31 protein-coding genes are annotated in these 26,549 nt (G+C 72.8%); 10 read left to right on the top strand and 21 right to left on the bottom strand.

Features of this window, described 5'->3' with window-relative positions; genetic code table 11:
• Positions 1-409 precede the first annotated feature (409 nt).
• Positions 410-1,159, top strand: coding sequence for a hypothetical protein (locus tag AB0J71_RS11395; protein WP_364413887.1), 750 nt, complete (start codon positions 410-412; stop codon positions 1,157-1,159).
• Here the strand turns inward: AB0J71_RS11395 and AB0J71_RS11390 are convergent.
• Positions 1,146-2,387, bottom strand: coding sequence for a hypothetical protein (locus tag AB0J71_RS11390; RefSeq protein WP_364413885.1), 1,242 nt, complete (start codon positions 2,385-2,387; stop codon positions 1,146-1,148). The two genes, AB0J71_RS11395 and AB0J71_RS11390, sit on opposite strands and share 14 nt — an antisense overlap.
• Before the next feature lie 225 nt (positions 2,388-2,612).
• On the opposite strand from AB0J71_RS11390, the gene AB0J71_RS11385 reads away from it, so the two are divergent.
• Positions 2,613-3,167 carry an XRE family transcriptional regulator gene (locus AB0J71_RS11385; RefSeq protein WP_352319763.1) on the top strand — a complete coding sequence of 185 codons (555 nt, stop codon included), beginning with the start codon at positions 2,613-2,615 and terminating at the stop codon, positions 3,165-3,167.
• On the opposite strand, the gene AB0J71_RS11380 is transcribed toward AB0J71_RS11385, so the two are convergent.
• From AB0J71_RS11380 to AB0J71_RS11330, 11 genes are all read right to left on the bottom strand, one after another.
• Entirely contained in the window at positions 3,143-3,895 is a 753-nt protein-coding gene (locus AB0J71_RS11380; protein WP_352319765.1) for a methylated-DNA--[protein]-cysteine S-methyltransferase, read from the bottom strand. The genes AB0J71_RS11385 and AB0J71_RS11380 overlap by 25 nt on opposite strands.
• Positions 3,892-4,452 carry a sigma-70 family RNA polymerase sigma factor gene (locus tag AB0J71_RS11375; RefSeq protein ID WP_352319767.1) on the bottom strand — a complete coding sequence of 187 codons (561 nt, stop codon included), beginning with the start codon at positions 4,450-4,452 and terminating at the stop codon, positions 3,892-3,894. Before AB0J71_RS11375 ends, AB0J71_RS11380 begins: the two co-directional genes overlap by 4 nt.
• A gap of 104 nt (positions 4,453-4,556) precedes the next feature.
• Positions 4,557-4,859, bottom strand: coding sequence for a DUF1416 domain-containing protein (locus tag AB0J71_RS11370; RefSeq protein ID WP_352319769.1), 303 nt, complete (start codon positions 4,857-4,859; stop codon positions 4,557-4,559).
• Positions 4,859-5,698, bottom strand: a complete 840-nt coding sequence (locus AB0J71_RS11365) for a sulfurtransferase (protein ID WP_352319771.1) — start codon at positions 5,696-5,698, stop codon at positions 4,859-4,861. The genes AB0J71_RS11370 and AB0J71_RS11365 overlap by 1 nt, the downstream gene beginning before the upstream one ends.
• On the bottom strand, positions 5,695-6,108 hold the full coding sequence (locus AB0J71_RS11360) for a DUF4395 domain-containing protein (RefSeq protein WP_352319773.1): 414 nt from the start codon (positions 6,106-6,108) through the stop codon (positions 5,695-5,697). The genes AB0J71_RS11365 and AB0J71_RS11360 overlap by 4 nt, the downstream gene beginning before the upstream one ends.
• Before the next feature lie 58 nt (positions 6,109-6,166).
• Positions 6,167-6,250: a putative leader peptide gene (locus tag AB0J71_RS11355; protein ID WP_350668905.1), complete on the bottom strand. Its 84-nt coding sequence runs from the start codon at positions 6,248-6,250 to the stop codon at positions 6,167-6,169.
• A 32-nt stretch (positions 6,251-6,282) separates the two neighbouring features.
• Positions 6,283-6,624, bottom strand: coding sequence for a thioredoxin family protein (locus tag AB0J71_RS11350; protein ID WP_352319846.1), 342 nt, complete (start codon positions 6,622-6,624; stop codon positions 6,283-6,285).
• 144 nt (positions 6,625-6,768) lie between these two features.
• Positions 6,769-7,584, bottom strand: a complete 816-nt coding sequence (locus AB0J71_RS11345; protein ID WP_352319774.1) for a zf-HC2 domain-containing protein — start codon at positions 7,582-7,584, stop codon at positions 6,769-6,771.
• Positions 7,584-8,096 (bottom strand): sigma-70 family RNA polymerase sigma factor, encoded by a 513-nt coding sequence (locus tag AB0J71_RS11340; protein WP_125643242.1) that lies wholly within the window; start codon positions 8,094-8,096, stop codon positions 7,584-7,586. The genes AB0J71_RS11345 and AB0J71_RS11340 overlap by 1 nt, the downstream gene beginning before the upstream one ends.
• Before the next feature lie 37 nt (positions 8,097-8,133).
• Positions 8,134-8,799, bottom strand: coding sequence for a DUF2993 domain-containing protein (locus AB0J71_RS11335; protein ID WP_352319776.1), 666 nt, complete (start codon positions 8,797-8,799; stop codon positions 8,134-8,136).
• 72 nt (positions 8,800-8,871) lie between these two features.
• Entirely contained in the window at positions 8,872-9,123 is a 252-nt protein-coding gene (locus tag AB0J71_RS11330; protein WP_352319778.1) for a MoaD/ThiS family protein, read from the bottom strand.
• Between the two features lie 176 nt (positions 9,124-9,299).
• Here AB0J71_RS11330 and AB0J71_RS11325 point away from each other — a divergent pair, with 176 nt between their 5' ends.
• From AB0J71_RS11325 to AB0J71_RS11315, 3 genes are all read left to right on the top strand, one after another.
• Positions 9,300-9,992, top strand: coding sequence for a response regulator transcription factor (locus AB0J71_RS11325; RefSeq protein WP_352319780.1), 693 nt, complete (start codon positions 9,300-9,302; stop codon positions 9,990-9,992).
• Between the two features lie 104 nt (positions 9,993-10,096).
• Positions 10,097-13,543, top strand: a complete 3,447-nt coding sequence (locus tag AB0J71_RS11320; RefSeq protein WP_364413883.1) for a tetratricopeptide repeat protein — start codon at positions 10,097-10,099, stop codon at positions 13,541-13,543.
• Between the two features lie 101 nt (positions 13,544-13,644).
• Positions 13,645-14,013: a hypothetical protein gene (locus tag AB0J71_RS11315; RefSeq protein WP_352319784.1), complete on the top strand. Its 369-nt coding sequence runs from the start codon at positions 13,645-13,647 to the stop codon at positions 14,011-14,013.
• 100 nt (positions 14,014-14,113) lie between these two features.
• Here the strand turns inward: AB0J71_RS11315 and AB0J71_RS11310 are convergent, their stop codons facing one another.
• Positions 14,114-15,304 (bottom strand): aromatic acid exporter family protein, encoded by a 1,191-nt coding sequence (locus tag AB0J71_RS11310; protein WP_352319786.1) that lies wholly within the window; start codon positions 15,302-15,304, stop codon positions 14,114-14,116.
• A gap of 103 nt (positions 15,305-15,407) precedes the next feature.
• Between AB0J71_RS11310 and AB0J71_RS11305 the strand changes: the two genes are divergently transcribed.
• Positions 15,408-16,004 carry an alpha/beta family hydrolase gene (locus AB0J71_RS11305; RefSeq protein WP_352319787.1) on the top strand — a complete coding sequence of 199 codons (597 nt, stop codon included), beginning with the start codon at positions 15,408-15,410 and terminating at the stop codon, positions 16,002-16,004.
• 37 nt (positions 16,005-16,041) lie between these two features.
• On the opposite strand, the gene AB0J71_RS11300 is transcribed toward AB0J71_RS11305, so the two are convergent.
• The 5 genes from AB0J71_RS11300 to AB0J71_RS11280 form a co-directional block, all read right to left on the bottom strand.
• The gene (locus AB0J71_RS11300) at positions 16,042-16,890 is read right to left on the bottom strand and encodes a PHP domain-containing protein (protein WP_364413881.1); all 849 of its coding nucleotides are present in this window, start codon (positions 16,888-16,890) and stop codon (positions 16,042-16,044) included.
• 17 nt (positions 16,891-16,907) lie between these two features.
• Positions 16,908-17,615: a zf-HC2 domain-containing protein gene (locus tag AB0J71_RS11295; protein WP_364413879.1), complete on the bottom strand. Its 708-nt coding sequence runs from the start codon at positions 17,613-17,615 to the stop codon at positions 16,908-16,910.
• A complete protein-coding gene (locus AB0J71_RS11290; protein ID WP_352319848.1) occupies positions 17,612-18,106 on the bottom strand; it encodes a sigma-70 family RNA polymerase sigma factor in 495 nt (164 codons plus the stop codon). Before AB0J71_RS11290 ends, AB0J71_RS11295 begins: the two co-directional genes overlap by 4 nt.
• Before the next feature lie 172 nt (positions 18,107-18,278).
• Positions 18,279-18,893 carry a hypothetical protein gene (locus AB0J71_RS11285; RefSeq protein ID WP_364413877.1) on the bottom strand — a complete coding sequence of 205 codons (615 nt, stop codon included), beginning with the start codon at positions 18,891-18,893 and terminating at the stop codon, positions 18,279-18,281.
• An 82-nt stretch (positions 18,894-18,975) separates the two neighbouring features.
• Positions 18,976-19,179: a hypothetical protein gene (locus tag AB0J71_RS11280; protein WP_352319795.1), complete on the bottom strand. Its 204-nt coding sequence runs from the start codon at positions 19,177-19,179 to the stop codon at positions 18,976-18,978.
• Here AB0J71_RS11280 and AB0J71_RS11275 point away from each other — a divergent pair.
• Both AB0J71_RS11275 and AB0J71_RS11270 read left to right on the top strand, forming a co-directional pair.
• Positions 19,168-19,500, top strand: a complete 333-nt coding sequence (locus AB0J71_RS11275) for a MarR family winged helix-turn-helix transcriptional regulator (protein WP_352319797.1) — start codon at positions 19,168-19,170, stop codon at positions 19,498-19,500. The two genes, AB0J71_RS11280 and AB0J71_RS11275, sit on opposite strands and share 12 nt — an antisense overlap.
• Before the next feature lie 121 nt (positions 19,501-19,621).
• A complete protein-coding gene (locus AB0J71_RS11270; protein WP_364413875.1) occupies positions 19,622-21,205 on the top strand; it encodes a Coagulation factor 5/8 type domain-containing protein in 1,584 nt (527 codons plus the stop codon).
• 18 nt (positions 21,206-21,223) lie between these two features.
• Here AB0J71_RS11270 and AB0J71_RS11265 read toward each other — a convergent pair whose 3' ends face one another.
• Positions 21,224-22,429, bottom strand: a complete 1,206-nt coding sequence (locus tag AB0J71_RS11265; RefSeq protein ID WP_352319801.1) for an MFS transporter — start codon at positions 22,427-22,429, stop codon at positions 21,224-21,226.
• Positions 22,430-22,508: 79 nt separating this feature from the next.
• Here AB0J71_RS11265 and AB0J71_RS11260 point away from each other — a divergent pair, with 79 nt between their 5' ends.
• Positions 22,509-23,426: a LysR substrate-binding domain-containing protein gene (locus tag AB0J71_RS11260; RefSeq protein WP_364413873.1), complete on the top strand. Its 918-nt coding sequence runs from the start codon at positions 22,509-22,511 to the stop codon at positions 23,424-23,426.
• Here the strand turns inward: AB0J71_RS11260 and AB0J71_RS11255 are convergent.
• Positions 23,392-24,282, bottom strand: coding sequence for a hypothetical protein (locus AB0J71_RS11255; RefSeq protein WP_352319805.1), 891 nt, complete (start codon positions 24,280-24,282; stop codon positions 23,392-23,394). The genes AB0J71_RS11260 and AB0J71_RS11255 overlap by 35 nt on opposite strands.
• A 57-nt stretch (positions 24,283-24,339) precedes the next feature.
• Positions 24,340-25,605 carry an MFS transporter gene (locus tag AB0J71_RS11250; protein WP_364413871.1) on the bottom strand — a complete coding sequence of 422 codons (1,266 nt, stop codon included), beginning with the start codon at positions 25,603-25,605 and terminating at the stop codon, positions 24,340-24,342.
• 52 nt (positions 25,606-25,657) lie between these two features.
• On the opposite strand from AB0J71_RS11250, the gene AB0J71_RS11245 reads away from it, so the two are divergent.
• Positions 25,658-26,530, top strand: coding sequence for a winged helix-turn-helix transcriptional regulator (locus AB0J71_RS11245; protein ID WP_364413869.1), 873 nt, complete (start codon positions 25,658-25,660; stop codon positions 26,528-26,530).
• Positions 26,531-26,549: the final 19 nt, after the last annotated feature.

The following is a 26,549-nucleotide window of genomic DNA, read 5'->3' as shown; positions in this document are numbered from 1 at the left end:
GCCCGGAGCCGGACCGATGCCGCCTGCGCCGCAGCCCGGAGCCGGATCGATACCGCCGTCGCCGCAGGCGCCGCTGCCCGCCAGGCCCCGACGCCGCCGTACGGGCTCGCCGCGCGACCGCGCCACCCCGCCGCCGGCCCGTCCCACGCCGCCTCCCGGCTACGGCCCCGACCCCTCGGGCCCCGCCCTCGCCGGCCACGCGGCTCCCCCGCCCGGCCCCGCGGGGGCGCCTCCCGGTCACGACGCGCGGCCTCCCGGCCGTGGCGGCGCGCAGCAGCCCGGCCCTGGAACGCCGGGCGGACCGGCCGCACCCGCCGGCGCCGGGATGCCCGGCGGCCCCACGGCTACCGGTGGGCCCACGGCTTCCGGCGGCCAGGGGATGCCCGGTGGACCAGGGCGGGGGCGGTTCGTGCATCCGGACCAGCAGGTGTGGCCGCCCGCCCCCCGCGAGTCCTCAGGGCGCAGCACCCAGCCGCTGCCCGCCATCCGGCCCGGCATGGCCATGCCGTCCCCGCAGCGCTCCCCGGCCGCGGCCGCAGCCGCGGCGCCCCCCGCGCAGCAGCCGCCGGCGAGCCCGCAGGACGCCCGCCCGCCCAGGCGCGGCCGGGTGATCCTGGTCGCCGTGGGCGCCGCCGTGGCGTCCGTCGTCGCGATGGGCCTCAACACCTACGACGGCTACCGCTTCTACGACACGACCATCACCGACGGCGTCAAGGTCAACGAGGTCGCCGTCGCCCCCGGCCAGTCGGGCAAGGTCCACCACATCGAGTGGAAGGCGGCCCTGAAGGCCGTCCAGGCCCCCGAGGGCAGCAAGCACGGCCCCGAGGTCACCTGGCTGAAGGTGGACATCACCCAGAAGCTCCTCGACGAGTCCAGCGCCACCATGACCGCCCCGCCGGACCGGGCCAAGCTGGAGGACCGCTCCGGCCGGACCTGGACGGTGGAGTTCACCCCGGGCGACCGCCCGACGGACCGGCTGGAGCTGGGCAAGGAGTACAAGTTCGAGGGCATGGCCATCGTGCCGACGCCGGTCGCGAACGAGGTCGAGCTCTCCTTCAGGGTCAGCGACTACCGCTCCGACACCCCGACGGCGGACTTCTTCAAGCGGGAGAAGGTCGGCAAAGCGGAGGTGGACGCGCTGCGGTTCACACGTCGGTGAGCGGCTCGCCCCTGAGCCGGGCCCGCGTGGCGGCCAGGTCGTACGTGGCCGCCAGCAGCGCCATGGTGAGCACGGTCACGACCAGCCCGCTCACGAACGCCAGGGGCCCCTGCTTGTACGCCCACACCCAGTCGGCCTGCGCGCCGACGAGCGTCACCACGGCGCGCTCGGCGTACTCGGCGCCCACGGTCAGGGCGACGTAGCTCAGGCACATCATGCCGAACAGCGGCGCGCCGCCCTTGGCGATCATCCGCAGGGAGTTGGCCAGCGGCAGCCAGCGGTCCCGGAAGCCGCCGGTGAGCTGGTCGAACGTCCTCTTGGTGAGGTCGTGGCTGTCCTCCAGCCGGTCCACGCCCCGTTCGAGCCGGGTGCCCTTGACCAGGCTGCGGGTCTCGTCGGAGTAGGCGCCGAACACCAGCATCGCCACGGTCAGCCAGGCCAGCGGGACGGCGACGCCGCCGATGAAGAACGGCCAGAAGTCGCTCACCGCGTCCGTGACCGTCTTCCACAGCGGCACGCTCTTCTCCGCCTGCTCCAGCAGGTCGTTGGTGCCGGCGACCACGCTGCGGTGCTCCACCCACTCCGAGCGCAGCCCGGCGATGGCGACGGTGGCGTTCAGGCCGTAGAAGACGAAGGCGAATTCGGAGAAGGCGGCGCCGAAGCCGTACAGCTTGCCCTTGCCCTGCTCCACGAGCTTGGCGAACAGCCACTTCAGGCCGAACAGCACGACCATCGCGCCCAGCGAGACCCGCCAGTCGAGGTCGGTGAGGCCCTTGCCGACGGGGGTCTCCTCGCCGAACCAGGCCGCCGACTGCATGTCGTAGAAGTGGTGGTTCAGGTCCATGCGCTGCAGGGCGCGGGCGTCCTCCACGTGCCAGCCCCACGACAGGTAGAGCACGGCGAAGGCGGGGGCCACCCGGTCCAGCACCCGGAAGAAGCGCTCGTCCTCGACGCCCTCCTCCCTCCTCGCGCGCATCTCCCACAGCGCGCCGCGCAGGGTGTAGAGCATGCCCGTGGTGACCGTCATCGCCGCGAGGACGATCAGGGTCAGGAAGGTGACCGTGCCCACCAGCCGGAGCTGTCGCAGGTCGCCGTAGGCGAGTTCGGTGGCGGCGTACAGCAGGACGAAGCGCACGACCTGGCCCGCCGCGTACCAGAGGATCAGCGGCAGCGCGCATTTCCCCGCGAGGCGCAGCGCGTGCAGGGGCAGCGAGTACGGCGACGGCATCCGCTGAGCCGGCGTAGGCCCAGGTCGGGGCGGCGCCATCACACCTGTCGATCCGGACATCTGCTGAATCGTAGCGGTCCGTACCTTACGCCGCAGCCGCAACCCGTGGACATCCTGTGGCCAGGGTGTTTCCAGGCCACTCCTGAGCAGTGGCGAAGGCGGGAAACGACGATTCGGTCCCCGGGAGGCGGTCACACCGGACGAGCCGTGCGGCACGATGGCGTTATGGACCCGCTGCCCGCCTTCGACCAGGACCCCGCCGTCGTCGGCGACCGGCTGCGACGGCTGCGCCAGGCGCGCGGAGTCTCGCTGTCCGAGCTCGCCAAGCGGGCGGGCATCGGGAAGGCCACGCTGTCCGGCGTCGAGACCGGCACCCGCAACCCCACGCTGGAGACGCTCTGGGCGATCACCGCGCAGCTCGGCGTGCCCATCGGGGCGATACTCGACTCGCCGCCCGAGCCGCGGACCATGCGCGGCACCGCCATCGAGGCCGACCTGCTGGAGGTCTTCGAGGACGACAGCGTCACCTACGAGCTCTACCGCGTCCGCGTGCCCCCGGGCGTCACGCAGACCTCGCCCGCCCACCACAAGGGGGTGAGCGAGCACGTCACGGTCTTCACCGGCACGCTCAGCGCCGGCCCGATCCACGAGCCGCTCACGGCCGGGCCGGGCGACCACATCTCCTGGCTCGCCGACGTCCCCCACGGCTACCGCGCGCACGGCCCCGACGTCGTGCGCGCCACCCTCCTGATGCGTTACCCGGCCAAGCCGCCCGCCTGAGCCGGCCGGCAGGTGCGGCACGGCCGGTAGCCGGCCGCCCTGGCCTGGGCGACGCTGCGGAAGCCGTGCCGGTGCGCGGGGGTGATCCGGCGGGCGTTGTGGCAGGTCGGGAAGCACACCACGCCGGTGGTGTCGCTGGCCAGGTAGAACACCCGCTCCCCGGCGAGGGCGCGCACCCGGTCCAGGTCGACGCCCTCGGCCAGCAGCAGCCGTTCCTTGGCCACCCGGCCGAACACGTAGTCGCCGGTCACGCCGTCGGACCTGACGACCCGGTGGCACGGCACGAGCAGCGGCACCGGGTTGGCGCCGAGCGCCGTCCCCACCGCGCGTACGGCCCGCGGACGCCCGATCTGCTCGGCCACCCACGAGTACGGCCTGACCTCGCCCCTCGGGATCGTCCTGACCGCGTCGAGCACGTCACGCTGGAAGCCGCTGACGCCGCGCAGGTCCAGCGGCACCTTGCCGAGACGGCCGGTGCGCAGCGCGGGCACCAGCCCCGCGGGCGGCCGGTCGGCGGCCAGCAGCGGCCGGCCGAAGCGTTTCCTGAACGAGGCGGCGAAGTCGTCGCCGGTGTGCACGTACGCCACGCCCTGGTCGGTGAAGGCCACCCGCAGCTCGCCGATCGGCGCGGGCACGCTCACCCAGCGGGCGGCGATCCGGTCGAGCAGTCCGGCGGGCGCGTCGGTGGCCAGCGCGGCCAGCCCGGCCAGCAGTGAATCGTCGTTCATCGGGCACCTCCCAGTTCGCGCAGCCGCCGCAGCCCTCGCGACACGTGCGACTTGACCGTGCCCTGCGGAATCCTGAGCACGGTGGCGATCTCGCTGACCGGCAGGTCGACGACGTGCCTGAGCACCACGGCGGCCCGCTGTTCGTCGGGCAGCAGGCCGAGCAGCTCCGACAGCTCGTCGCCGGTCTCCCTGCGGACCGCCGCCTCCTCGACGTCCTGGGCGGGGTCGGGCTCGTCGACGGGCTCGTCACGCAGGTCGGGTGGCGGTTTGCGGGATTTCGCCCTGGCGCAGTTGCGCCAGATGTTCATGAGGATCGTCATCAGCCAGGCCCGCGGCTGCAGCGCGGCCAGGCGGTCGGGCTCGTAGCCCGCCAGTGCCCGGTACGCCCGCAGGAACGCCTCGGCGGTGAGGTCCTCGGCGTCGGCCCAGCGCCCGCTCAGCCGCAGCGCGGTCGAGAAGACCAGGCCGCGGTGGGCGGCGTACAGTTCGGCGAAGCCCTCGTCGAGGTCGTCGAGGAGCGCCTTGCGCACCGGGTCGAGACAGTCGGTTCCACTCACGCCCTCTACAACACCGCAGCGCCGGGTTTCGTTGCGCTCGCCCGGAACGGGAACGGGGCCCGTGACCGGTGTGGACACGGGCCCCGTCTCGGCGCTGTCTGGGCTCAGACGGCGACCGCGAGCTGGGAGACCTCACCCAGCCTGGCCTCCACCTGAACGTCGCGGGTGACGCCGCCGCCGGCGATGATGCGGACGGTCCAGTCGCCGGGCGCGGCGAAGAAGCGGAAGACGCCGTCGTCGGAGACGACGACCTCACCGGTGAACTCGCCGGAGTGGTCGAGCAGCCGCGCGTAGGCGGTGGTGGCGCCCGTCACCACGCCCTGGATGACGGCCTGGTTGGACAGATCGATCCCGGCCGGCAGCGCGATGGTCTGCTCCGGCGCTCCGCAACCCTGTGCAGCGGTCATCAGCGGGCCTCCCCCAGCTCGATCGGCACGCCCACGAGCGAGCCGTATTCCGTCCACGAACCGTCGTAGTTCTTCACGTTGCCCTGGTCGAGGAGCTCGTGCAGCACGAACCAGGTGTGCGCCGAGCGCTCGCCGATGCGGCAGTAGGCGATGGTGTCCTTGCCGAAGTCGACGCCGGCCTCGCCGTAGAGGGCGCGCAGCGCGTCGTCGGACTTGAAGGTGCCGTCGTCGTTCGCGGCCTTGGACCACGGGATGTTGCGGGCGGTGGGCACGTGGCCGCCGCGCTGCGCCTGCTCCTGCGGGAGGTGGGCCGGGGCGAGCAGCTTGCCGGTGAACTCGTCGGGCGAGCGCACGTCGACCAGGTTGAGCTTGCCGATCGCGGCGACCACGTCGTCGCGGAAGGCGCGGATCGCGGTGTCCTGCTCCTGGGCGACGTACTGGGTCTTGGCGCGCTCGGGCACGTCGCGGACCAGCTCGCGGGAGTCGAGCTCCCACTTCTTGCGCCCGCCGTCGAGCAGCTTGACGTCCTGGTGGCCGTAGAGCTTGAAGTACCAGTAGGCGTAGGCGGCGAACCAGTTGTTGTTGCCGCCGTAGAGCACGACGGTGTCATCGTTGGAAATGCCGCGGTCCGACAGCAGAGCCTCGAAACCGGTCTTGTCCACGAAGTCGCGGCGGACCGGGTCCTGCAGGTCCTGCCGCCAGTCGACCTTCACGGCGCCACGGATGTGGCCCTTGTCGTAGGCGCTGACGTCTTCGTCGACCTCGACGAGTACGACGTTGGGCGTGTCGAGGTTGGCCTCGACCCAGTCGGCGTCCACCAGGGCGGCGGAGCGGCTCATTGGGAAACCTCCATTTTGGCGGCGGGCAGTAGACGGCGAATGAGCAGGTACGTTTCGCAGCCGAGGCAGAATCCGAAGGCTGCGTTGAGGAAGGCGGCGAGGAGAGCCGCGGCCGTGGCCCCGAGGGCCAGCGGTGTGATCCCGGCGGCGAACCCGGCCAGCCCCGCGACCGCGAAGAGCAGCCCCACCCCCTGCGCGAACCGCGGCGGGCGGGCGTCTTCGGTCTCCTTCGGCGCGCTCCTGACGAGCGCCTTGAAGAGCATCGTGTACGGCGAGCGGCGCGCGACTCCCAGCGCGAAGACCACCGCCTGGACGGCGAGCAGCCACGCGCTCCCCGTCACGAGGACGAGAGCGAGGACCAAGGTGGTGACGGCCGCGCCGAAGCGCAGCGCTCTGGGATCAGCACGCATCGCAGGATGCTCCTGAAGGGGTCGATTGGGGCGGACCAGATGTCCGCGGTGACCGTCCTCAGGCAGCGCGACAGAGCGCGGTGGCCACGCGGCAGAAATCAACCGCGCGCCGCTTCGTGAGCAGCTCTGTCGACGGGTTCATAGCGACGACCCTACTCGTCGTCTCGCCATCTGTCACATCTCGTCCGAGTTCTGAGACAGTTCGTGAGACGGCCGTGACTCCCCGGAGGGGATCGCGGCTGCCAGCGCGGCCAGCACGTCAGCCTTCCGTGGCTGGCCAGAGGCCTTTTTGACCACATTGCCTGACGGATCCAGCACAAACACAGTGGGCGTGCGCATGACGTCGAATCGCCTTACCAGATCGAGCCGGGACTCGGCGTCGATCTCCACGTGCGCCACCCCGGGCACGAGCGCGCTCACGTCGGCCAGCACCCGCCTGGTCGCCCGGCAGGGCTGGCAGAACGCGGTCGAGAACTGCACCAGCGTGGCCCGCTCGCCCATGGCGGCGCCCAGCATGTCCGCGGTCAGCCGTTCCCCGGCCGCCGCGCGCACCCGTCCGTCGCGGCGCAGACGAACCACCCCGATCACCGTGCCGAGCGCCAGCGTCGCCAGCGCGATCCACAGACCCGTCACCTCAGGGCCAACCACGGGCGGCCGCGATTACTTCCTGGCCGGGCCGGCGACGTTCACCAGGACGCGTCCCCGCCGGTCGACGACCTCGAAGCGGTCGATGCGCCGCATGGGCACCGGCGTCGCCATCTGGAAGACGGTCTCCTCCCGGTAGCTCGCGCGGCTGACGGTCCAGCTCCCGGCGACCTCGCGCCGCCCCCTGTCGTCGTAGACGGCCAGGCTGCAGGCGGTGCCGACCGGCACGTTCCGCACGGTCACCAGCAGCTCGGTGCGCCCGTCGCCGGGCAGGGCGTAGACCGTGGCGTAGTAGTCCCTGGCCCGGTTCTCGCCCTTGAACGCCCGGCCGTCGCCGGTGGTGCTCAGGGCCGTGGTGGGCATCGCGCTCGGCGACGGGACGGCCTTCCTGAGCTGGGCGTCGGGCGCGGCGTCGCTGGCGACGAAGCCCTCGGTCTCCGGCGACTTCGCGGCCGCGGAGGACTGGGGGGCGGCCGCGGGCGCGGCCGCGGTCTGCTGCGTGACGTCCTGCCGGGTGACGCTCCAGACCGTGCCGCCGACGGCGATCACCGCGACGGAGGCGGCCACGGCCAGCATGACCCGGCCGCGCCGGTGGCGCCTGGCGCGGGCGTTGAGCAGCCGGTCGAGCACCTGGCGCGGCGGGCTGGCCACCAGCTCGACGTCGCGCTCGGACACCTTGCCGAGGAAGGCGGCGACGCCTTCGAGTTCGAGCAGCTCGGCACCGCAGCTCTCGCAGGTGGCCAGGTGGTTGTCGATCTCCAGCGCCTCGTCGGGTTCGAGCGCGCCCAAGGCGTGCGCGCCCATGGCGATGCGCACTTCTTCGCAGGTCATCACGGCGCCAGCCCCCGCTCTTCGAGCGCCAGCTTGAGCGCGCGCAGCGCGTAGTAGGTGCGCGACTTGACCGTGCCCGGCGGTATGCCCAGCGTCGCCGACGCCTCCTTCACCGATCGCCCCCGGTAGTAGACCTCCAGCAGCACCTCGCGGTGCTCGGGCCGCAGCGCGGCCAGCGCCTCGGCCACGGCCCACGACTCGACCGCCCGTTCCAGCTCGTCGTCGGCAGGCAGCACCGCGAGGGCCTCGTCGCCGGTCTCCTGCGGCCTGGCCTTCTTGGCGCGGTGCTGGTCGACCACGAGGTTACGCGCCACCGTGAACAGCCAGGCCCGGATGGGACGGCCGGAGAGCGCGTCGGGGTGCCGCCAGGCCCGCAGCAGCGTCTCCTGCACCACGTCCTCCGCACGTCCGGAATCACCGGTGAGTCGCAGCACGTACCCGTAGAGTGGACCGGCGTGCTCGTCGAAGAGGGTGCGTACGAGCTCCTCGTCCGCGGTGCCTGCTGCGCTCACGCCCTCATCACGTACGGGGGGCCGCAGCGGTTCAGGCTCATCCACGGATCGGCACGTCAGACGCTTCGGCCGAGAACTCCAATCCGTCGGCCACGTTCTTGACCCCGGTGATCTTCACGTCGAAGGGCAGGCCGCCCTTGAACGGGATCGTGTAGGTGACGAAGCGGGCGAGCTGGTCGGGCACGCCCTGGATCTTCTCCGCCTGGAGCCTGATGGCGCCGTCGGCCACGTCGACCCGCATCTCGGCGGTGAACTGCACCTTCTGCACCCCCACCGTCACCTCTCCCGACGCCACGAGCCGCCGCCCGTTGCCGCTGATCTTGATGCCCCGGGGCGCGTACTTGTCGATCGTGGCCCGGGTGAGCACGCCGCTCACGGTGACCCGCCCAGCCCGGACGTCGGCACGGTTCTGCAGCACGTCGGACAGCGGGGCGGTCACGTCGTAGGCGACGCCGCGCAGGTTCTTCACCGGCACGCCTCCGTAGGTGAGGGTGCCGAGATCGAACCGTACCTCGGGATAGTGCCCCGAGACGGCCTGAGTGAGAAACGGGATGCCCTCGATCGTCACCTTGGGGGTGCCGCTGAGGTCGGTGGCGGCGGCGATCCGGTTGGACAGGTCACGCTCCACCCCGGCGACGGCGACGCGGTCGACCACGACGAAGAGGACGACCAGCACGATCAGAAAGATGATCAGCTTGCGCATGGGGCTCCCTGTCGTCGGCGGGGGTGTCGAGCCTATCGATCCGGCGGTCTCCTTCCCCGCCGGAGCCGTCGATCACCCGCCGGCGAAGGGCGGCAGCACCTCCACCGTGACGCCCTCGCCGAGCACCACCGTGTCGTGGGCGCGCCGGCCCACGGGGGCGCCGTCCACGAGGAACGACGAACGGCCGACCACCCGGGCGAGCTCGGCCCTGTTCTGTGTGATTTTGGTCATCAGTTCCTCAAGAGTCGCCGCCTCGAACGACTCTTCCGCGACTCCGGCGGCCTCCTTGGCCGCCGCCCAATAACGTACTTTTCCTGTGGCCACGCGTTGCCTCACAATCGCCTTCGCTCTATTGTGCGACGCCCTTAACACGCCTGTTTCAAAGGGCCCGCTGTTCATCTGGTGGACGCGCAATGGACGCGACTAAGCCGTGGGATATCCTCGCGTACAGGACCTGGGCGACGTCGCCTCCGGGTCCTTGTGTGTTAGAGGAGGCCGTGATGAGCAACCTGCTGCTGCTGACCAACGCCCTCGAGCCGTCCTCCGAGGTGCTGCCGGCGCTGGGGTTGCTGCTCCACTCCGTCCGTGTCTCGCCGGCCGAGGCGTCGGTGCTCATCGACACGCCGCCCGCCGACGCCGTCGTCGTGGACGCGCGTAAGGAGCTCGTGCAGGCCAAGAGCCTGTGCCGGTTGATCCGCACCACGGGCATCGACTGCCCGCTGCTGGTGGTGGTGACCGAGGGCGGCCTGGCCGCGATGACCGCCGAGTGGGGGGTCGACGACGTGCTGCTGGAGACCGCCGGGCCCGCCGAGGTGGAGGCGCGGCTGCGCATGGCGACCGGGCGCAGGTCGCAGGCCGCCGCCGAGGACGTCCCCGACGAGATCCGCAGCGGCGACCTGTCGATCGACGAGGCCACCTACACCGCGCGGCTGCGCGGGAACGTGCTCGACCTGACGTTCAAGGAGTTCGAGCTGCTGAAGTACCTGGCCCAGCATCCCGGCCGGGTCTTCACCCGCGCCCAGCTCCTGCAGGAGGTCTGGGGCTACGACTACTTCGGCGGCACTCGGACGGTCGACGTGCACGTCCGGCGGCTGCGCGCCAAGCTGGGCACCGAGAACGAGTCGCTGATCGGGACCGTCCGCAACGTCGGCTACCGGTTCGTGCCCGATCGCAGCGATTCGGCGCACGTGTGATCCGTTGACCCGTGTTCGCCTGATGTGACACTTTGTCGTTGGGACTGTTTCCAACCTGTCATGTCGAGGACACCGCCGTCCCCAAGATTGGTGGTGGTGGCGGCGTGGGTCTGTTCAGGTCACTCGTGGACGAGGGCGCGAGCCTTCGCCTCTTCCGCCGCGGCGAGCTGATCTGCTCTCCGGTCCGGCCGGTCAACCGCGTCCACCTGATCGACCACGGGTACGCCCGCGAGCACGTCCCCGGCGGCGACCGGGAGGTCGTGCACGACCTGCGCGGCCCCGGCGACCTGGTGGGCGAGCTGGCCTTCTGGAGCCCCGGCGAGCGCGTCAAGGTGGACGCCCTGACCGAGGTCCGGGCCTGGCCCATCGACCTGCGGCGGTTACGCGAGCACGCCTCGGCGGGCCCGGCAGTGGCGACCGCGCTCGTCCAGGAGCTGTTCGCCAGGAACCTGGCGGCCCGCAGGCACGAGGCGCTGGCCCGGGCCCCGGTCGCCGCCCGTCTGGCCGTGTGGCTGCTGCACCTGGACGAGCGGTACGAGCTGGCCTCCCCCACCGCGCCCCCGCTGTCCATGGAGACGCTGGCCGACCTCGTGGGCAGCGCGCCCGACGTCGTGCAGCGGCAGCTCACGCAGTGGGTCAGGCGCGGCTGGCTGGTGCGGCCGGGGTACCGGAGGCTGCGGATCGCCGACGCGGTGGCGCTGCGCGAGGCCGCGGGGGCCTGGGAGCACCTGTCCGAGCCGTGGCGCGGCCGGGTGACGCCGTTCCTCACGCGGCCGGGCGCGCAGGCCGGGCCGCTGCCGGTCGGCGAGCTGCCGAAGCCGCGCCAGCTGCCCGCCGACGTGTCCGACTTCACCGGCCGCCAGCAGAGCCTCGACCTGCTCACGGCCTGGCTGGACCGGCCGCGGCGGACGAACACCATGGTCGTGCAGGGCCTGACCGGCGTGGGCAAGACCGCGCTGGTGACGCACTGGGGCCACCTGCACGCCGACCGGTTCCCCGACGGCCAGATCATGATCGACCTGCGCGGCCACTCGCCGACCCAGCCGCCGATGAGCTCGGCGGAGGCGCTCGGGCAGATCCTGCGCTCGCTCGGCGTCGGCGAGCACATGCCGGCCTCCGACGAGGCCGAGCTGATGCTGCTCTACCGCAGCAGGATCGCCGGGCGCAGGCTGCTGCTCGTCCTGGACAACGCGGCCGACCCGGCCCAGGTGCGGGCGCTGCTGCCGGGCGGCAAGGACTGCGTGGTGCTGGTGACCAGCAGGACGCGGATGGCGCCGCTGCGCGCCACCGGGCACGCCGACCTCATGGACCTGTCGGTGCTCGACCCGGGCAACGCGGTGGCGCTGCTGGTGTCGGTGCTCGGCGAGGGCTCGCCGCGGGCCGCCGACCGGGACGCGCTGGCCGAGCTGGCCCGGGTGTGCTCGTACCATCCGTACGCGTTGCGGATCTCGGCGGCCAAGCTGGCCGAGGATCCGGGGCTGAGCGTGCGGGCGCGGGCGGCGGAGCTGCGTACGCCGGACCGGCCGCTGGCCGGGGACCCGGAGGAGGCGTTCAGGTCGGCGCTGGACCTGGCGTACGAGTCGCTGAGCCCCGCCCAGCGGCGGGCCTTCCGGCACGTCGGGCTGCTTCCCGGACGGGACTTCGCGCCGGAGGTGCTGGCGGCGGCGCTGGGCGTGCCGGTGGGCGAGGCGGTCGCGGCGGTCGAGGGGCTGCACCGGGCGTACCTGGTCGAGCCGCTGCCCGGGTCGCGGTACCGGGTGCACGACCTGGTCAAGTGGCAGGCCAGGGAACTCGGCCGGCACGCCGAGGCGGGGGTGCGCGAGGCCAGGGTGCGGCTGCTCGACCACTACCTGGCGGTCGCGACGGGGCCGGACACGCCGCGCGAGTGGTTCGAGGCCGAGCGGCGGTCGCTGGTCTCAGCGGTGCGGCTGGCCGAGGAGAGCGGCGCGTACGGGATGGCCTGGCAGCTCGCCGAGGCGGTGTTCGAGCCGTTCAGAAGGCTGCGGTACTACGAGAACAACCTGGAGGTGCAGCAGGCCGGGCTGACCTCGGCCATCCAGGTGGGAAACCGGCGGGCCGTCGCGCTCATGCGCAGCCATCTCGGCTCGATCCACCGCGACATCGGGCCGTCCACGCTGGCGGCCAGATTCATCGGCGAGGCGCTGGCCGACTTCACCTCGCTGGGCGACCGCGCGGGGCTGGCCCGCGCGCTCAACGACCTGGCCGAGGTGCACGGCATCGCGGGCAACAGGGACGCGGCGCTGCGCCGCGCGGGCGAGGCGCTGGAGGTGTACCAGGAGATCGGCGACCTGGCCGGCGTGGCGACGTGCCTGCACACGCTCGCCCTGCTGCACCTGTCGCGGGAACGGCACGACCTGGCGCTGCGGTACGCCGGCCAGGCGCTGCGGGTGCGGGAGGAGCTGGGCGACCGCAGGGGCACCGCGCAGAGCCTGATCGTCTCGGCCCGGGTCCGGCAGAGCCTGGGCGAGCCGGACGCGGCGCTGTCGGAGGGCCTGGAGGCGTTGTCGATCTGCCACGAGCTGGGCGACGAGCACGCCGAGGCCGAGACGCTGCTCTGCCTGGCCGAGATCTACGACCGGCTCCGGCTGCAGCAGGACGCCCGCCGCGACGCCGAACGCGCCCTGGCCGGGTACACGGCCACCGGCGACCAGCACGGCTGCGGACGGGCGTTGTGCGCCCTGGGCCGCATCGCGCGCAACGGCTCGCGCTACGACGAGGCGCTGGCCTGCTACGAGCAGGCGCTGGCGGTGCAGGTCGAGCTCCACCACGAGCAGGGCAAGGCCGAGACGCTCGGCGACATCGGGCTGGTGCACTGGCGGCTGTCGGACTACCTGCGCGCCGACGACTACCTGAACCAGGCGCTCGGGATCAGCCGGGTGATCCGCGACGAGCCCGTCGAGGCCCGCATGCTCAACCGGCTGGCCCGGGTGCGCCGCCGCCAGGGCCAGCCGCAGGTGGCCTTCGTGTACGCGCTGGAGGCCCTGGACCTGGTCCAGGGGCTGGGCAACCGGCGGGCCGAGGCCGACGTGCAGGAGACGCTGGCGTACACGTACCTGTCGCTGGGGTGGCACGAGCAGGCGCTGCGGGCAGCGCGGGCCTCGCTGGCGCTCAGGGAGGAGACGGGCGACAACAGGGCCAGCGCGCTGCTGTCGATCGCGCAGGCCCTGCACACGGGCGGCGAGCCCGCGGCGGCCCTGGAGTACGCCAGGCAGACCGCCGAGCTGCAGAACGAGACCGGCACCAGGGACCGGTGGGGGGCGGCGCTCACGACGCTGGCCATGGTGCTGCTCGACCTGGACCGGGCCGAGGAGGCGCTGGTGCACGCCAAGCAGGCCAGGGACGTGCACCTGGAGTGCGGGACGCGGCGCGACCTGGGGTGCGCGCTGAGGGCGCTCGGCCTGATCACCGCCAGGCTCGGGGACCGCGCGGCGGCGGTGGCCCATCTGGCCGAGGCGGTGCGCACGCTGGACGAGGTGGGGGACGTCTTCGAGGGCCGGCGGGCGGCGCAGGAGCTGCGGGAGCTCTCCTGAAAAGCCGCTAAAAGTCGGGAAATCTCGGAAGTGAGGTCGCAGATCTTCTCCGCGCCTTCTCGTTAGCTGGTGCCACCAGCGACGACACGGAGGTGATCCGGATGCTCAAGCACCACATGCGCCGAGACCTGCAGTCACTCAAGCGACAGGCGCGCAGGGATCGGCGGGTCACGCTCGGCCTGCTGGCCGGGGTGCTGGCGGCCTGGACCCGTCAGCTCTCGCCGGGTGACCCGCCGGCCGGGCCGGGGGTGCTGGTCGCCCTCTCGGTCGGGCTGCTCACCGCGTCGGGGGCGGCCTGGCTGATGGCGGCCTACTTCGCGGCACGGGCGGTCAGGCCGCGGTCCGAACCGGTGGAGGTGCTGGTCTGGGTGGCGCGGGTGAGCAGGAGCAAGGAGTGGGCGTTCTGCTCGCTGGCCGCGTACGTGGCCTGGCACCTGCTCCAGTTCGTCACCGCGCTGCTCCTGGCCTGAACGGGGGCACGGCGGCGGACGACCTCGGCGAGGGTGTCGTCGGCCCGGTCGGGCCGGCGTCAGGGGAAGGCGGGGGTCAGTGGCGGGGGCAGGGGCGGGGTCAGGGGAAGGCGGACTGGTGGGGGCCGGTGTCGGGGTCGAACTCGTGGCGGATCCTGGCGCAGTCGTCGAGCAGGGCGCCGTACAGGGGCCACAGGGGGCCCTTGGGCGGGGAGCCGGCCAGCTCGGCGGCCAGGTGGCGCTGCTGGTGCTCGCCCTCGCGCAGGGCCGCGCACAGGTTCGCCATGTCCCTGGACGCGGCCTTGCCCACCTGGATCAGGCCGAAGTCACGGAAGATGCGCGACAGCGCGCGCAGCTCGCCGGCCAGGGGTTCGGGCAGGTCGGCGGCCTTCTCGCCGGGCAGGCCGCGGGCGCCGGCGATCAGGTCCACCAGCCCGCGCGCGATGCTCCTGAGCTGGTGCCCGGCGTGGTCGAGGCAGGTCGCGGCCTCGGCCGACTGGCGCAGGCGCCGGTCGTAGCGGCGCCGCCGGCGGAAGGTCAGGCGCAGGGACTCGGCCGCCTGGTCGGCGGTGTCCTTGGTCTCCTCCAGGCGCTGGGACAGCTCGCGGGCGCGGTCGAGCCAGTCGCGGGCCATGTCCTCGGTCCAGTGGCCGCTCAGCCCGTCGGCCATGTCCTGGGCCAGGTCGGCCAGCTCGGCCGACATGTCGCACAACTGCCTGGCGGCGTGCTCGACGAAGCGCGGCGGCAGGATGAGCAGGTTCGCCGCGATGCCGATGGCCGCGCCGAGCAGGACGTCGGCCAGGCGCGCGAAGCCGTACGTGCGGCCGAGCGAGAGCACCAGCAGGGCGGTGATCGGGATCTGCACGTTCTGGGCCGGCAGGTTGAGCAGCCGGGTCAGCACGAGCCCGGCCGCCACCAGCACGCCCAGCGTCAGCGCGTTGACGCCCATCAGCCAGATCAGCCCCGACGCCGCCGCCACCCCCACCACGACCGCCCCGACCTGCTGGAACCCGCGTACGACCGTGCTGTAGGCGGTCGCCGAGACCGTGAGCAGCACCCCGATCGGCACCAGCACGGGCAGCGGCACCTTCAGCGCGAACGTGGCGAGCCACCACCCGAACACGCAGGCCAGCGTCACCTTGACCGTCTGGGCGAACGCCTCCCGTTCGGCCCTCAGCCACTCCCGGAACCCCTGGGCGCGCAGGCGCGCGAGCCCGGCCGCCGCGCCCGAGACGATCCGCCCGAGCGGCGCGCCGGCGCTCTGCTGCTTGCGCCCCGGCTCTTTGTTCATACTCCCAGGTCAATGCCCATTCGAGCGGTGGATAGAGGTCGCCGTGCCTGGGTAGCGGCAAGGTTGTGGCGCAGCGGGGCAGCGCGCCCGTCGGAGGTGAAGCATGACCGGCGACCTGGTCGTCCCTGACGCCGCCCGGGGGGTGGTGGTGTTCGCGCACGGCAGCGGCAGCGGCCGGCTCAGCCCGCGCAACCGTTACGTGGCCGAGGTGCTGAACAGGGCCGGCCTGGCGACGTTGCTGTTCGACCTGCTCACGCCCGAGGAGGAGGCCGACCGGGCCAACGTGTTCGACATCGGGCTGCTGGCCGGGCGGCTGCTGGAGCGTACGGAGGAGCTGCGCGGGCACGAGGAGGCGGCGGGGCTGCCGATCGGCTACTTCGGCGCGAGCACGGGCGCGGCGGCGGCCCTGTGGGCGGCGGCCGAGCCGGACAACCGGATCGCGGCGATCGTCTCCCGCGGCGGGCGGCCGGACCTGGCCGGGAAGCGGCTGGCCGCGGTACGCGCGCCCACGCTGCTCATCGTCGGCGGCCGGGACCCGATCGTGATCGACTTGAACGAGGAGGCGCAGCGGCATCTGAGCGCCGAGCACCGCCTGACCGTCGTGCCCGGCGCCACCCACCTGTTCGAGGAGCCGGGCGCGCTGGAGAGCGTCGCCGAACACGCCCGCGACTGGTTCACCACGTACTTCAGCGCGCCGTGATCGGTGCGGCCTTCAACGGCCCCTGATCGGGCCGCTCTCAACGGCCCGTGATCGGTGCGGCGCCCTTCGCCTCGGCGAGCAGGCGCGCGTAGACCTCGGGGTCGGTGGTCTCGCAGCCCAGGCGGTGGCCGGTCAGCTCGCCGTGGTCGTCGCTCGACCCGGTCACTTCGAGGCCGAGCCCGGCGGCGAGGCGGCGCAGGCGGGCGCGGGCCTCGTCGTCGTGGTCGAGGTGGTCGGCCTCCACGCCGAAGAGCCCGGCCGCGGCCAGCTCGGCGATCCACTCGTCGGGCACCGCCTCGCCACGCCGGACCGCCTTCGGATGGGCCAGCACGGGCACCCCGCCGGCCGACCGCACAAGGCGGACCGCGCGTACGGGGTCGAGGGCGTAGCGGGTGACGTGCGCGCGGCCGCCCGCGCCGATCCACTCGGGCGTGAACGCCTCCTCCGGCGCGGCCACGGCCCCCGCGGCGACCATGGCGCGGGCGATGTGCGGCCGTCCGACCGGGCTGTCGCCGGCCACCGCGGACACCTGCTCCCAGGTGATCGGCACGCCCAGCTCGACCAGCCGCTCGACGGTCAGCCTGCCGCGTTCTTCGCGGGCCTGGCGGATGCGTTCGCACTCGGCCAGCAGCTCGGGGTCGGCGGGGTCGAAGAGGTAGGCGAGCAGGTGGATGCTCTGCCCGGCCCGCCGGCACGACAGCTCCATGCCCGGCACCAGCGTCAGGCCCTCGGGCAGCGCCTCGGCGGCCGCCCGGTGGCCGGCGACGGTGTCGTGGTCGGTCAGCGCGAGCACGTCGAGGCCGCGCTCGCGGGCGCGGCGCACCACGTCGGCCGGCGGCTGCGTGCCGTCGGAGGCGGTGCTGTGGCTGTGCAGGTCGATGCGCATCGCTCGATGGTAGGCGGTCACACCTGCACGGTCGCGAGGATGCGGCCGTCCAGGGTCTCGATGGTGAAGTGGTTGAGGTCGTCCTGGGTGAGGCTGGTGCCGCCGTGCAGCAGCAGGGGGTCGGGGGCGCCCGGGACGCCGTACCCCTTGTCGGGCACGCCCCAGCTCGCCACGGTCTCCGAGCGGCCGTCGTCGCCGAAGGCCACCAGCCGGCACTTCAGCGGCCCCTTGACGCCCTTGAGCTCCAGCGCCACGTGGGTGCCCCAGCCCTTGTCCTCGACGCCCACCACCCCGGACACGCCGGTCGCGGGGTCGTTGACCGGGTAGGTGCGGCCGGTCATGAGCAGGGCGCGGGCGGGGCTGTGCACGCTGTCGGGGTCGGGGCCCGAGGTCGCCGCGTTGACGGCGAGGAAGACGCCGGTCGCGACGAGGAAGCACGCGGCGGCCGACATGAGCCCCCGGTGGAGGGCACGGCGGCGGCGCTCCACGGCGGCCCGGCGCACCAGCAGCGACTCGACCGGCGACTCCAGCTCCGACTCGACCGGCCCGGCGCGCAGGTCGTCGGGGTCGACGCCGCGCATCAGCTCCCCCATCGCCGCGAACGCGCCGACCTCGCCGGCGCAGCTCGGGCAGCCGTGCAGGTGGCGTTCGAAGGCGTTGCGCTCGTCGTCGTCCAGCAGGCCCAGCGCGTACGCCGCCACGTCCTCGTGGTGCACTTCGTTCACGGGAGCCCCACCCCCCTTTCCTCCAATGCGACGCGTAACGCCCGCATCGCGTAGTACACGCGGGACTTCACCGTGCCCACGGGCACGCCGATCGTCTCCGCGGCCTCCTGCAGCGTACGATCGCGCAGGAAGGTCTCCGTGAGCACCTGGCGGTGCGCCGGCGACAACGAGAGCATGGCGTCGGTCACCACGATCTCGCGCAGCAGGCGGTCGTCCTCGGCGGCCACGGCGTTCGCCCGTTCCGGGACCTCCTCCACGGTGTCGAGGGGACGCGTGCCGGCCCGGCGCCGGTCGTCGATCACGACCCGGCGGGCCACGGTGGCCAGCCAGGGCATCAACGAGCCGTTGTCGGTCCGCAGGTCCCCGAGGTTGCGCCAGGCGCGTACCAGCGTCTCCTGGACGACGTCCTCCGCCCAGCGCCGGTCGCCGCCCGTCAGCCGCACGGCGAAGGCCATCAGCGGGGACCCGTATTCGCGGTACAGGGCCCGCACCATGGCCTCGTCGGTCACACGATGATTCACGCGGCGACTCCTCGCGCTGCGTACATCATGAAATGTCGCCCGGATAACTACTGATATTGAATTATTGCCCTAGCACGGGCGAGGAACAAGATACGGGATTTGCATCAATCGCCCCACCTGTTCATTCAACGATAAAAGCTGATCATTCACCCGATGACGCCCGCCCGTGCCGCCCCGCCGCTCGCGACCGCGCCTCCGGACGTGCTTCCGTACGTGCCTCCGGACGCGCCGGCTCGTGCGGGCCGGCCCACGCCTCGGCCTCGCGCAGCAGGTCGCGCACCGAGGCGTGCCGGGCCGAGGCCGCGTGCCCGAGCAGGACGCGTACCAGCTCGATGGCCGTCGGCCGGGCGGCCGGGTCCGGCCGGCGGCACCGGTCGACCAGGCCGCGCAGCACGGGCGGCAACCGATCGAGGCCCGCGCCGCCCCTAACGTGCCCGGCGTGCCCGGCCGCGGCGAAGACGATCACGTCGGCCCACTCGCGCACGTCGGCCGGCGGGAGGTCGCTGCTCCTCGGGCCGGGCGCGAACGACGCCTCGCCGAGCGGCCCGACCAGCACGTTGTGCGGCCCGAGCCGCAGCCCCGCGATCCCGGTCAGATGCAGCCTGGCCATGGTGGCGGCCGTGCCCAGCGCGAGCCGGTGCAACGCCTCCCCCTCGTACGGCCCCGCCGCCGCGACCACGTCGGCCAGCGGCTCGCCCATCCCCAGGTAGTCGCGCGGCCGCAGGGCCAGCCCGCCACCCCATCCCTGACTGTCCATCGCCGTCCTCCGGCTCGGTGCTCGTCGTCAGGGTGTACGCCGTCCCCCGCGGCCCGGGTTCAACGGCTCCCATGCGGAAAACTCATGGAACGGCCGTGAAGAACTCGTAGCTGTGGCCGTTCGGGTCGCGCACGTAGACGCCCCTGCCGCCGCCCAGGTCGTTGGTCCGCCGGTCCCAGCCGTTCCAGGGGCCCGAGCCGTACTCGACGTCCGGGTCGGCGGCGAGCCGGGCCAGGAGCGCGTCGAAGGCGTCGTCGTCCAGCAGGAAGGCGTAGTGGCCGGGCACGTCCTGGTCCTGGAGGCGGTGCGCAGCTCCCCCGGCGAGGCGGACGTCGCCACCGTGGCCCACCAGCTCGGCCTCGACCACTCGGGCGCCAGCCGCATGGTCAGGGACGCCGTCGCCGCCGGCCATCTCGTCCGCGAGACCAGCGAGCACGACCGCCGCCGGGCCGCGCTGCGGGTCACCGGCAGCGGCGAGGCCCTGCTGGCCGCCGCCCGGCAATGGCAGCGGCACGTCTTCGACGACCTGACCGCGTCCTGGGACGAGCCGGACCGGCGGCGGTTCGGCGCCTACCTCGGCCGCCTGGCCGACGACGTGGGCGCCTGACATTTCGGTCGCGGATTTAGAGCGGATTTAGATGAGATCAGCTCATGTTCGGTCTTGCCGGGACCCTTCCGGCGGTGGATGCTTGCGGCGACCCCGGTACCGCAGCCTGGGAGGTGGTCCCGTGTTCCACCGTCTCATCCGCCGGGCGGCCGCAGCCGTCCTTCTCCTGACCGGCGCGCTGGTCGCGCCGTCCGTCCCGACCGCCGCCGCGCACGCCGCCGCCGTGAGCGGCTTCGTGGACGGCCACAGCCACCTGTTCTCCTACGAGACGTTCGGCGGCATGCTCATGTGCGGCAAGCCGTTCGACCCCGACGGCATCGAGCACGCGCTGACCGACTGCCCCGACCACTACCCGAACGGCGAGCTGGCCTGGTACGAGAACTTCACCAGGACCGGCAAGCCCACCGGCACCCACGACCCGGTGGGCTGGCCCACCTTCCGCGACTGGCCGGCCCACGACTCGCTGACCCACCAGCAGGCGTACTACACCTGGGTCGAGCGCGCCTGGCGCGGCGGGCTCCGGGTGCTGGTCAACGACCTGGTGGCCAACCGGCAGCTGTGCGCGATCTACCCGCTGAAGAAGTACTCCTGCGACGAGATGACGTCCATCCGCCTGCAGGCCCAGCGGGCCCGCGAGCTGCAGGACCACATCGACGCCGAGTCGGGCGGCCCCGGACGCGGCTGGTTCCGCCTCGTGAACGACCCCGCGGAGGCCAGGAGCGTGGCCGCGGCCGGCAAGCTGACCGTCGTCCTCGGGATCGAGACGTCGGAGCCGTTCGGCTGCCGGCAGATCCTCGGCATCCCGCAGTGCACGAAGTCCCAGATCGACCGGGGCCTGGACGAGATGTACGCGCTCGGCGTGCGCAGCATGTTCGTCTGCCACAAGTACGACAACGCGCTGTGCGGCGTGCGCTTCGACTCCGGCACCCAGGGCGCGATCGTCAACGTCGGCAACCTGCTGTCCACCGGCTCGTTCTGGCAGGCCCGCACCTGCACCGGCCCCGAGCACGACAACACCATCGACCCGGCCGGCGTGCTGCCCGACCAGATCGCGCGGCTGCTGCCGCCGGGCGTCTCGCTGCCGCTGTATCCGCCGGCGCCCCACTGCAACACCCGGGGGCTGACCTCGCTCGGCACGTACATGGTCCAGGGGCTGATCCGGCGCGGCATGATGGTGGAGATCGACCACATGAGCGTGAAGGCCGCGGCCCAGACGCTCGGCCTGCTGGAGGCGGCCCGCTACCCCGGCGTGATCTCCTCCCACAGCTGGGCCGACCCGGGCTTCTTCGGCCGCATCTACGCCCTCGGCGGCATGATCACCCAGTACGGCCACAACTCCCCGGACTTCGTCGCGGAGTGGCGGCGCACCGCGCCGCTGCGGCAGCAGTACAACGTGCCCGGATACGGCTACGGCCTGGACGTCAACGGCATGGGCCGCCTGCCCGCCCCGCGCGCGGGCAACGCCGCGAACCCGGTGACGTACCCGTTCACGTCCTTCGACGGGAGCGTGCGCCTCGACCGCCAGCGCACCGGGCAGCGGGTCTGGGACGTCAACGTCGACGGCGTGGCCAACTACGGCCTGGTCCCCGACTGGATCGAGGACATGCGCCTGCTCGCCGGTCAGGACATCGTCCGTGACCTGGCGGGCGGCGCGGAATCGTACCTGCGGACCTGGGAGGCGACCGCCGCGCGGCGACTGCCGTGAGGCGGGCGTCCCCGTCGTTCACGCGACCGGCTGGACGGACCGCGAGGTCCGCCGGCCGGTGGCGAGGTTGAGCAGCAGCGAGCCAGCGGTCAGCGCCACGCCGAACCACACGACGCTGGTGACGCCGACGTTGTCGGCGAACAGCCCGCCGAAGAGCGCGCCGAGCGCGATGGAGGTGTTGTACGCCATCGTGTTGAGCGACATGGCCGCCTCGAAGGTCTCCGGCGCGGCGGCGAGCGTCATGTTGACCTGGGCGAGCTGCACCACCCCGAACGACAGCCCCCAGACGACCAGCGCCACGATCGCCCCCGTGGCGCTGCCGCCGATCGCGAGCAGCAGCAGCATGGCCGCCACCAGCCCCGCGGCGCCGACGACGAAGCTGCCCCGCAGGCTGCGGCTCACGGTGTGCCCGGCGACGAAGTTGCCGATCGCGCCGGCGACCCCGAACACCATCAGCACCCCGGTCACCAGCAGCGGCGAGGCGCCCGCGTTGGCCTCCAGGAAGGGCCGGACGAAGGTGTAGGCCCCGAAGTGGCCGAGCACGAACAGCACCACCGTGAACAGCACCATGCGCAGCGGCACGTTCCGCAGCGGGAGCCCGAACACCTCGCGCACCGAGACGGCGTTCGCCGACGGCAGCGACGGGATCGCGAAGGCGACCGCCAGGAACACCAGCCCGCTCAGCCCGCTCCAGATGAGGAACGTGGTGCGCCAGTCGGTGAGGCTCTCCAGGAAGGTGCCGAGCGGGATGCCGACCACGGTGGCGATCGAGATGCCGGACATCACGATGGCGGCGGCCCGGTTGGCGTGCCGTTCCTCGACCAGCCGCATCGCCATGCTCACGCCGATGGCCCAGAACACGCCGCTGGCGAAGCCCAGCAGGAGCCGCGTCGTCAGGATCACGCCGTAGTTCGGCGCGATGCCGGTCACCAGGTTGCCCAGGGCCAGCACCGCCAGCAGGACCGACAACAACACCCGCCGGTTGACCCGCCGCGACCAGGCCACGATGAACGGCACGCCCAGCCCGGCCGACACGCCCTGCAACGTCACCATCAACCCGGCCGCGCCCACGGAGATGCCCAGATCCTCGCTGAGCGGGGTCAGCAGTCCCACCGGCATCAACTCGGTCGTGAGAAAGACGAAAAGGCTGGCCGTGATCGCGGCGACCCCCGCCCACGCCCGGAAGGCGGAGCGCGTCGCCTGCGGAGAAAGAGTTTGCGTCATGCGACCAGCCTGCCGACACTCCATCGATGAGTCCAACACATAGTTTTCATCACGATCGATCGTCTGACACGATTGATCCATGGAGCTTCAGCAGCTGCGGTACGTCCTCGCCGTCGCCGAGACCAGCAACTTCACCCGCGCCGCCGAGCGCTGCCGGGTCGTGCAGTCGGCGCTCAGCCACCAGATCGCCGCCCTGGAGCGGGAGCTGGGGGCCCGGCTGTTCGAGCGCACCAGCCGCCGGGTGCGGCTGACCACGGCCGGGGAGGCGTTCCTGCCCGCGGCCCGCGACTGCCTGGAGGCCGCCGACCGGGCGCGCACCGACGTCGCGGCGGCCAGCGGGGAGATCCGCGGGCGGCTCGCGGTCGGCTCGATCCCCACGGTCTCCGCCGTGGACCTGCCGGTCGTGCTGAAGGAGTTCCGCCGCCGGCACCCGCGGGTGCGCATCACGCTGGTCTCCGCCGGCAGCGAAGACCTGATCGAACGCGTCCGGCGGGGCGAGACGGACGTCGCCTTCCTCGGCCTGCCGACCCGCGCGGAGCCGAAGGCCGTCCAGAGCCGCCCGCTGGCCAGGGGCGAACTGGTCGCCGTCGTCGCGCCGGACCACCCACTCGCGGGTGGCGAGAGCGACCTGCGCGGCCTCGCCGACGAGCCGTTCATCGACTTCCGCGCCGGTCACGCCGGGCGCATCCAGTCGGACGTGGCGTTCGCGGCGGCCGGCGTCCACCGCGAGGTCGCCTTCGAGGTCACCTCCGCCGAGTTCATGGTCGACCTGGTCCGGCACGGCCTCGGCGTGGGCCTGCTCCCCGCCGCGTACGCCCCCCGCTTTCCGAACCTCGGCCTCGTCCGCCTCCGCGACGCCCCGGCCCGGGTGGAGCACCTGATCTGGGGCGCCCACCCGTCCGCGGCGGCCGCGGCGTTCCTCGGCCTGATCGGCCCGCCGGCCGACGGTGGCGGGAGCGGGGTCAGCCGCGCAGCAGCGGCTGGCCGGGGAGCTTGACCTTGGTCTTCATCAGGCTGGGCGCGCCGTTGCCGCCGATGTTGACGAAGTAGAGCGCCCTGCCGTCGAAGGCCAGGCTGGCCGGGCTGTCCAGCTTGTCGGCCAGCACCTCCACGCCGCCGCCGGTGCGCACGATGCTGAGGGTGTTGCCCGTGTAGCTCGGCACGTAGAGCTGTCCGCGCACGTCGAAGGCCACGCCGTCGGCGCCGGCCAGCTTGGCGTCCTTGACGTACACGGTCGGCACGCCGGCCTTGCCGCCCTTGCCGTACGGGACGCGGACGATCTGTCCTTCGTCGGACACGGCCACGTAGAACGCGCCCGAACGCCAGGCGATGCCGTTCGCCCCGGTGCCGTCCGAGCCGACGAACAGGGACGACTTGGCCCAGACCGCCGCCTTGCCGTCGGTCACGCGGTAGACGACGCTGTTCGTGGTGTCTGTGACGTAGAGCGCGCGGTCGGGGCCGAAGGCCAGGCCGTTGGCGAAGCCGATCGGCAGCGCGGCGTAGAGCTTGGCCTCGCCGTAGGGGGTGATCCGCCAGATGCCGTTGGTGGCGGCTGCACCGGAGTTGAGCGCGGCGTAGACGTTGCCCTGGCGGTCGGTGGCCAGGCCGTTCAGCTTGCCCTCACCGATGGGCAGGGCGGCCAGCAGGCTGTCGGTGCCGGTGGTGTCGACCTTCCTGATCTCGCCCTTGGTCAGCAGGCCGACGTAGATCGTGCCGTCCGGGGCGACGGTGACGCCCTCGGTGAGGTCGCCGTACGGCTGCACGACGATCGGGCGCAGCGCGGCGGCCTGGGCCGGCGTGGCGACCAGCGTCAGCAGCGCGGCGGTGGAGAGGAAGAGGGGGATGCGCTTCATGGCTGTGATCCTGTCGCCGCAAGATCGCCGTGACGTCACCGCCACTTCCGCGAATCATCATGTGATCGGCACGCCCTGCGAGCCTGCGGTGCTCTCCTGATGGTCGGTGAGGTCGCGCAGGCGCCGGATCGGCGAGGCCAGCAGCACCAGCGGCGCACAGACGGCCGCGACGACGAAGACGAACAGGGTGGCCCGCGCGCCGAGCAGCCCGGCGATCACCCCCGCGACCAGCCCGCCGACCGGGATCGCGCCCCAGGAGACGAAACGGACCGTGGCCATCACCCGGGACAGCAGCTCGGGCGGGCTGGCGAGCTGCCGGTACGTCCTGGTCAGCACGCTGAGCACCACGACGCCGCCGGCGAACACCACGTTGCCGACGGCGAACGCGGCGAAGCCCGGCCGGCCGTCGCCGAGCGGGATGACGAGCGCTCCGGCCACCGCGACGAAGCCCGAGCCGACCAGCGTACGGGCGGTGCCGAACCGGGCCGTGAGCCGGCTCGCCGACGCCGCGCCGACCAGCGTGCCGACGCCCTCCACCGCCAGCAGCAGGCCGACCAGGCCGGGCTCGGCGTGCAGCTCGCGTACCAGGTAGAGCGCGTAGAGCGCGTGCTGCGCCCCGCAGACCGTGTTCACCGCGGTGGCGGCCCACATGCACGGACCCATGACCGGGTGACGCGCGACGAACCGCCAGCCCTCGCGGATCATCTCGCGCATGGGCGGCCGGCTGTCGGGGCTCTCGGGGCGGCGGTCGGGCAGGGTCCGCAGCAGCAGGGCCGAGACGAGGTAGCTGACCGCGTCCACGAGCAGGGTGGGCACCGCCCCGAGCAGCTGGACGACGACACCGCCGACCGACGGCCCGCCGAGCTGGGTGGTGGCGTGGGTGCCGGAGATCAGGCTGTTGCGGGACTGCAACTGCTCCTTGCTCACGATCGACGGCAGGAAGGTCGCGTTGGCGACGTCGAAGAGCACGTTCGCGAAGCTGATCACCAGGGCCACGATCACCAGCTGGGCGATGGTCAGCTCGTCCAGCCACCAGGCCAGCGGGATGGATGCGACCGCCGCGGCGCGCGCCAGGTCGGCGGCGACCTGCACCGTCCGCATCGGCAGCCGCTGCACGATCACCCCGGCGGGCAGGCCGATCACGATCCAGGCGACGTAACCGGCGGCGGCGATCAGGCCCATCTCGAACGCGGAGGCGTCGAGCACGTTCAGGGCCGTCAGCGGTAACGCCACCGCGCCGACCGCCGAGCCGGCCCCGCTGGTCGTGCCGGCCGCCCACCACCGCCAGAAGACGGCCGCGCCGCCTTTGCCGCCGAGCCCCATCCCGCACCTCCGCCTAGTAAGTTCCAAACTGGAACGCACTATACTGGAGCCCGTGAAGCGCGCCGATCTCCCCGACTCCGACTGCGGCATCGCGCAAGCGCTCGGCGTGATCGGCGACTGGTGGACGTTCCTGGTCGTGCGCGACATCGCGGGCGGCACCACCCGCTTCGACGGCCTGCAGCGCGAGCTCGGCGTCAGCCGCCGGGCCCTGGCCGAACGCCTGGCCAAGCTGGTCGAACACGGCGTGCTCGAACGCCGGCCCTACTCCACCCGCCCGCCGCGCCACGACTACGTGCTGACGGCGAAGGGCGAAGGTCTGCTGCCCGCGCTCATCGCCCTCCAGGACTGGGGCACCAGGCACGTGATGGGCGACGGCGCCCTGACCGCCACCAGCGAGACCGGCTCCGCCGAGAGCCGTCGCGTGCACGAGCTGGTCGGCCGGAAGATCCCCGACGTCCTGCTGGAACGCCATGACGGCGAGCCGGTCGCCCCCGGCGCGCCGGGCGTCTGGACGGTGCTCTACTTCTTCCCCGGCGCGTTCGCCCCGGGCGCCCAGGACCACCCGCCCGGCTGGGCCGACATCCCCGGGGCGACGGGCTGCACCCTGGAGGCCCTCGCCTACGCGTCACGGTTCGCCGACTTCGAGGCGGCGGGCGCCACGATCCGCGGCGTGAGCACCCAGCGTCCCGACCAGCTGGCCGCGTTCGTCGCGCACGCGAAACTGCCCTATCCCCTGCTGTCCGACCAGAACGACCGGCTCGCCGCCGGGCTGCTGCTGCCGACCTTCCGGACGGCCGGCGTCGACCGGTTCAAGCGCCTCACCCTGCTGGCCGACCCCGGCTCGGTCGTCCGGGCCGTGCAGTTCCCGATCAGCGATCCGGCCGGTTCGGTGGACGAGATGCTCGCCCTCGTCCGCGACCGCTGACCGGCGGCCTACGGCAGGA

Source organism: Nonomuraea sp. NPDC049637 (assembly GCF_040675235.1).
Classification (GTDB): domain Bacteria; phylum Actinomycetota; class Actinomycetes; order Streptosporangiales; family Streptosporangiaceae; genus Nonomuraea.
Note: the sequence above shows the minus strand (reverse complement) of the source record. Positions and strands in the feature narration are given on the sequence as shown.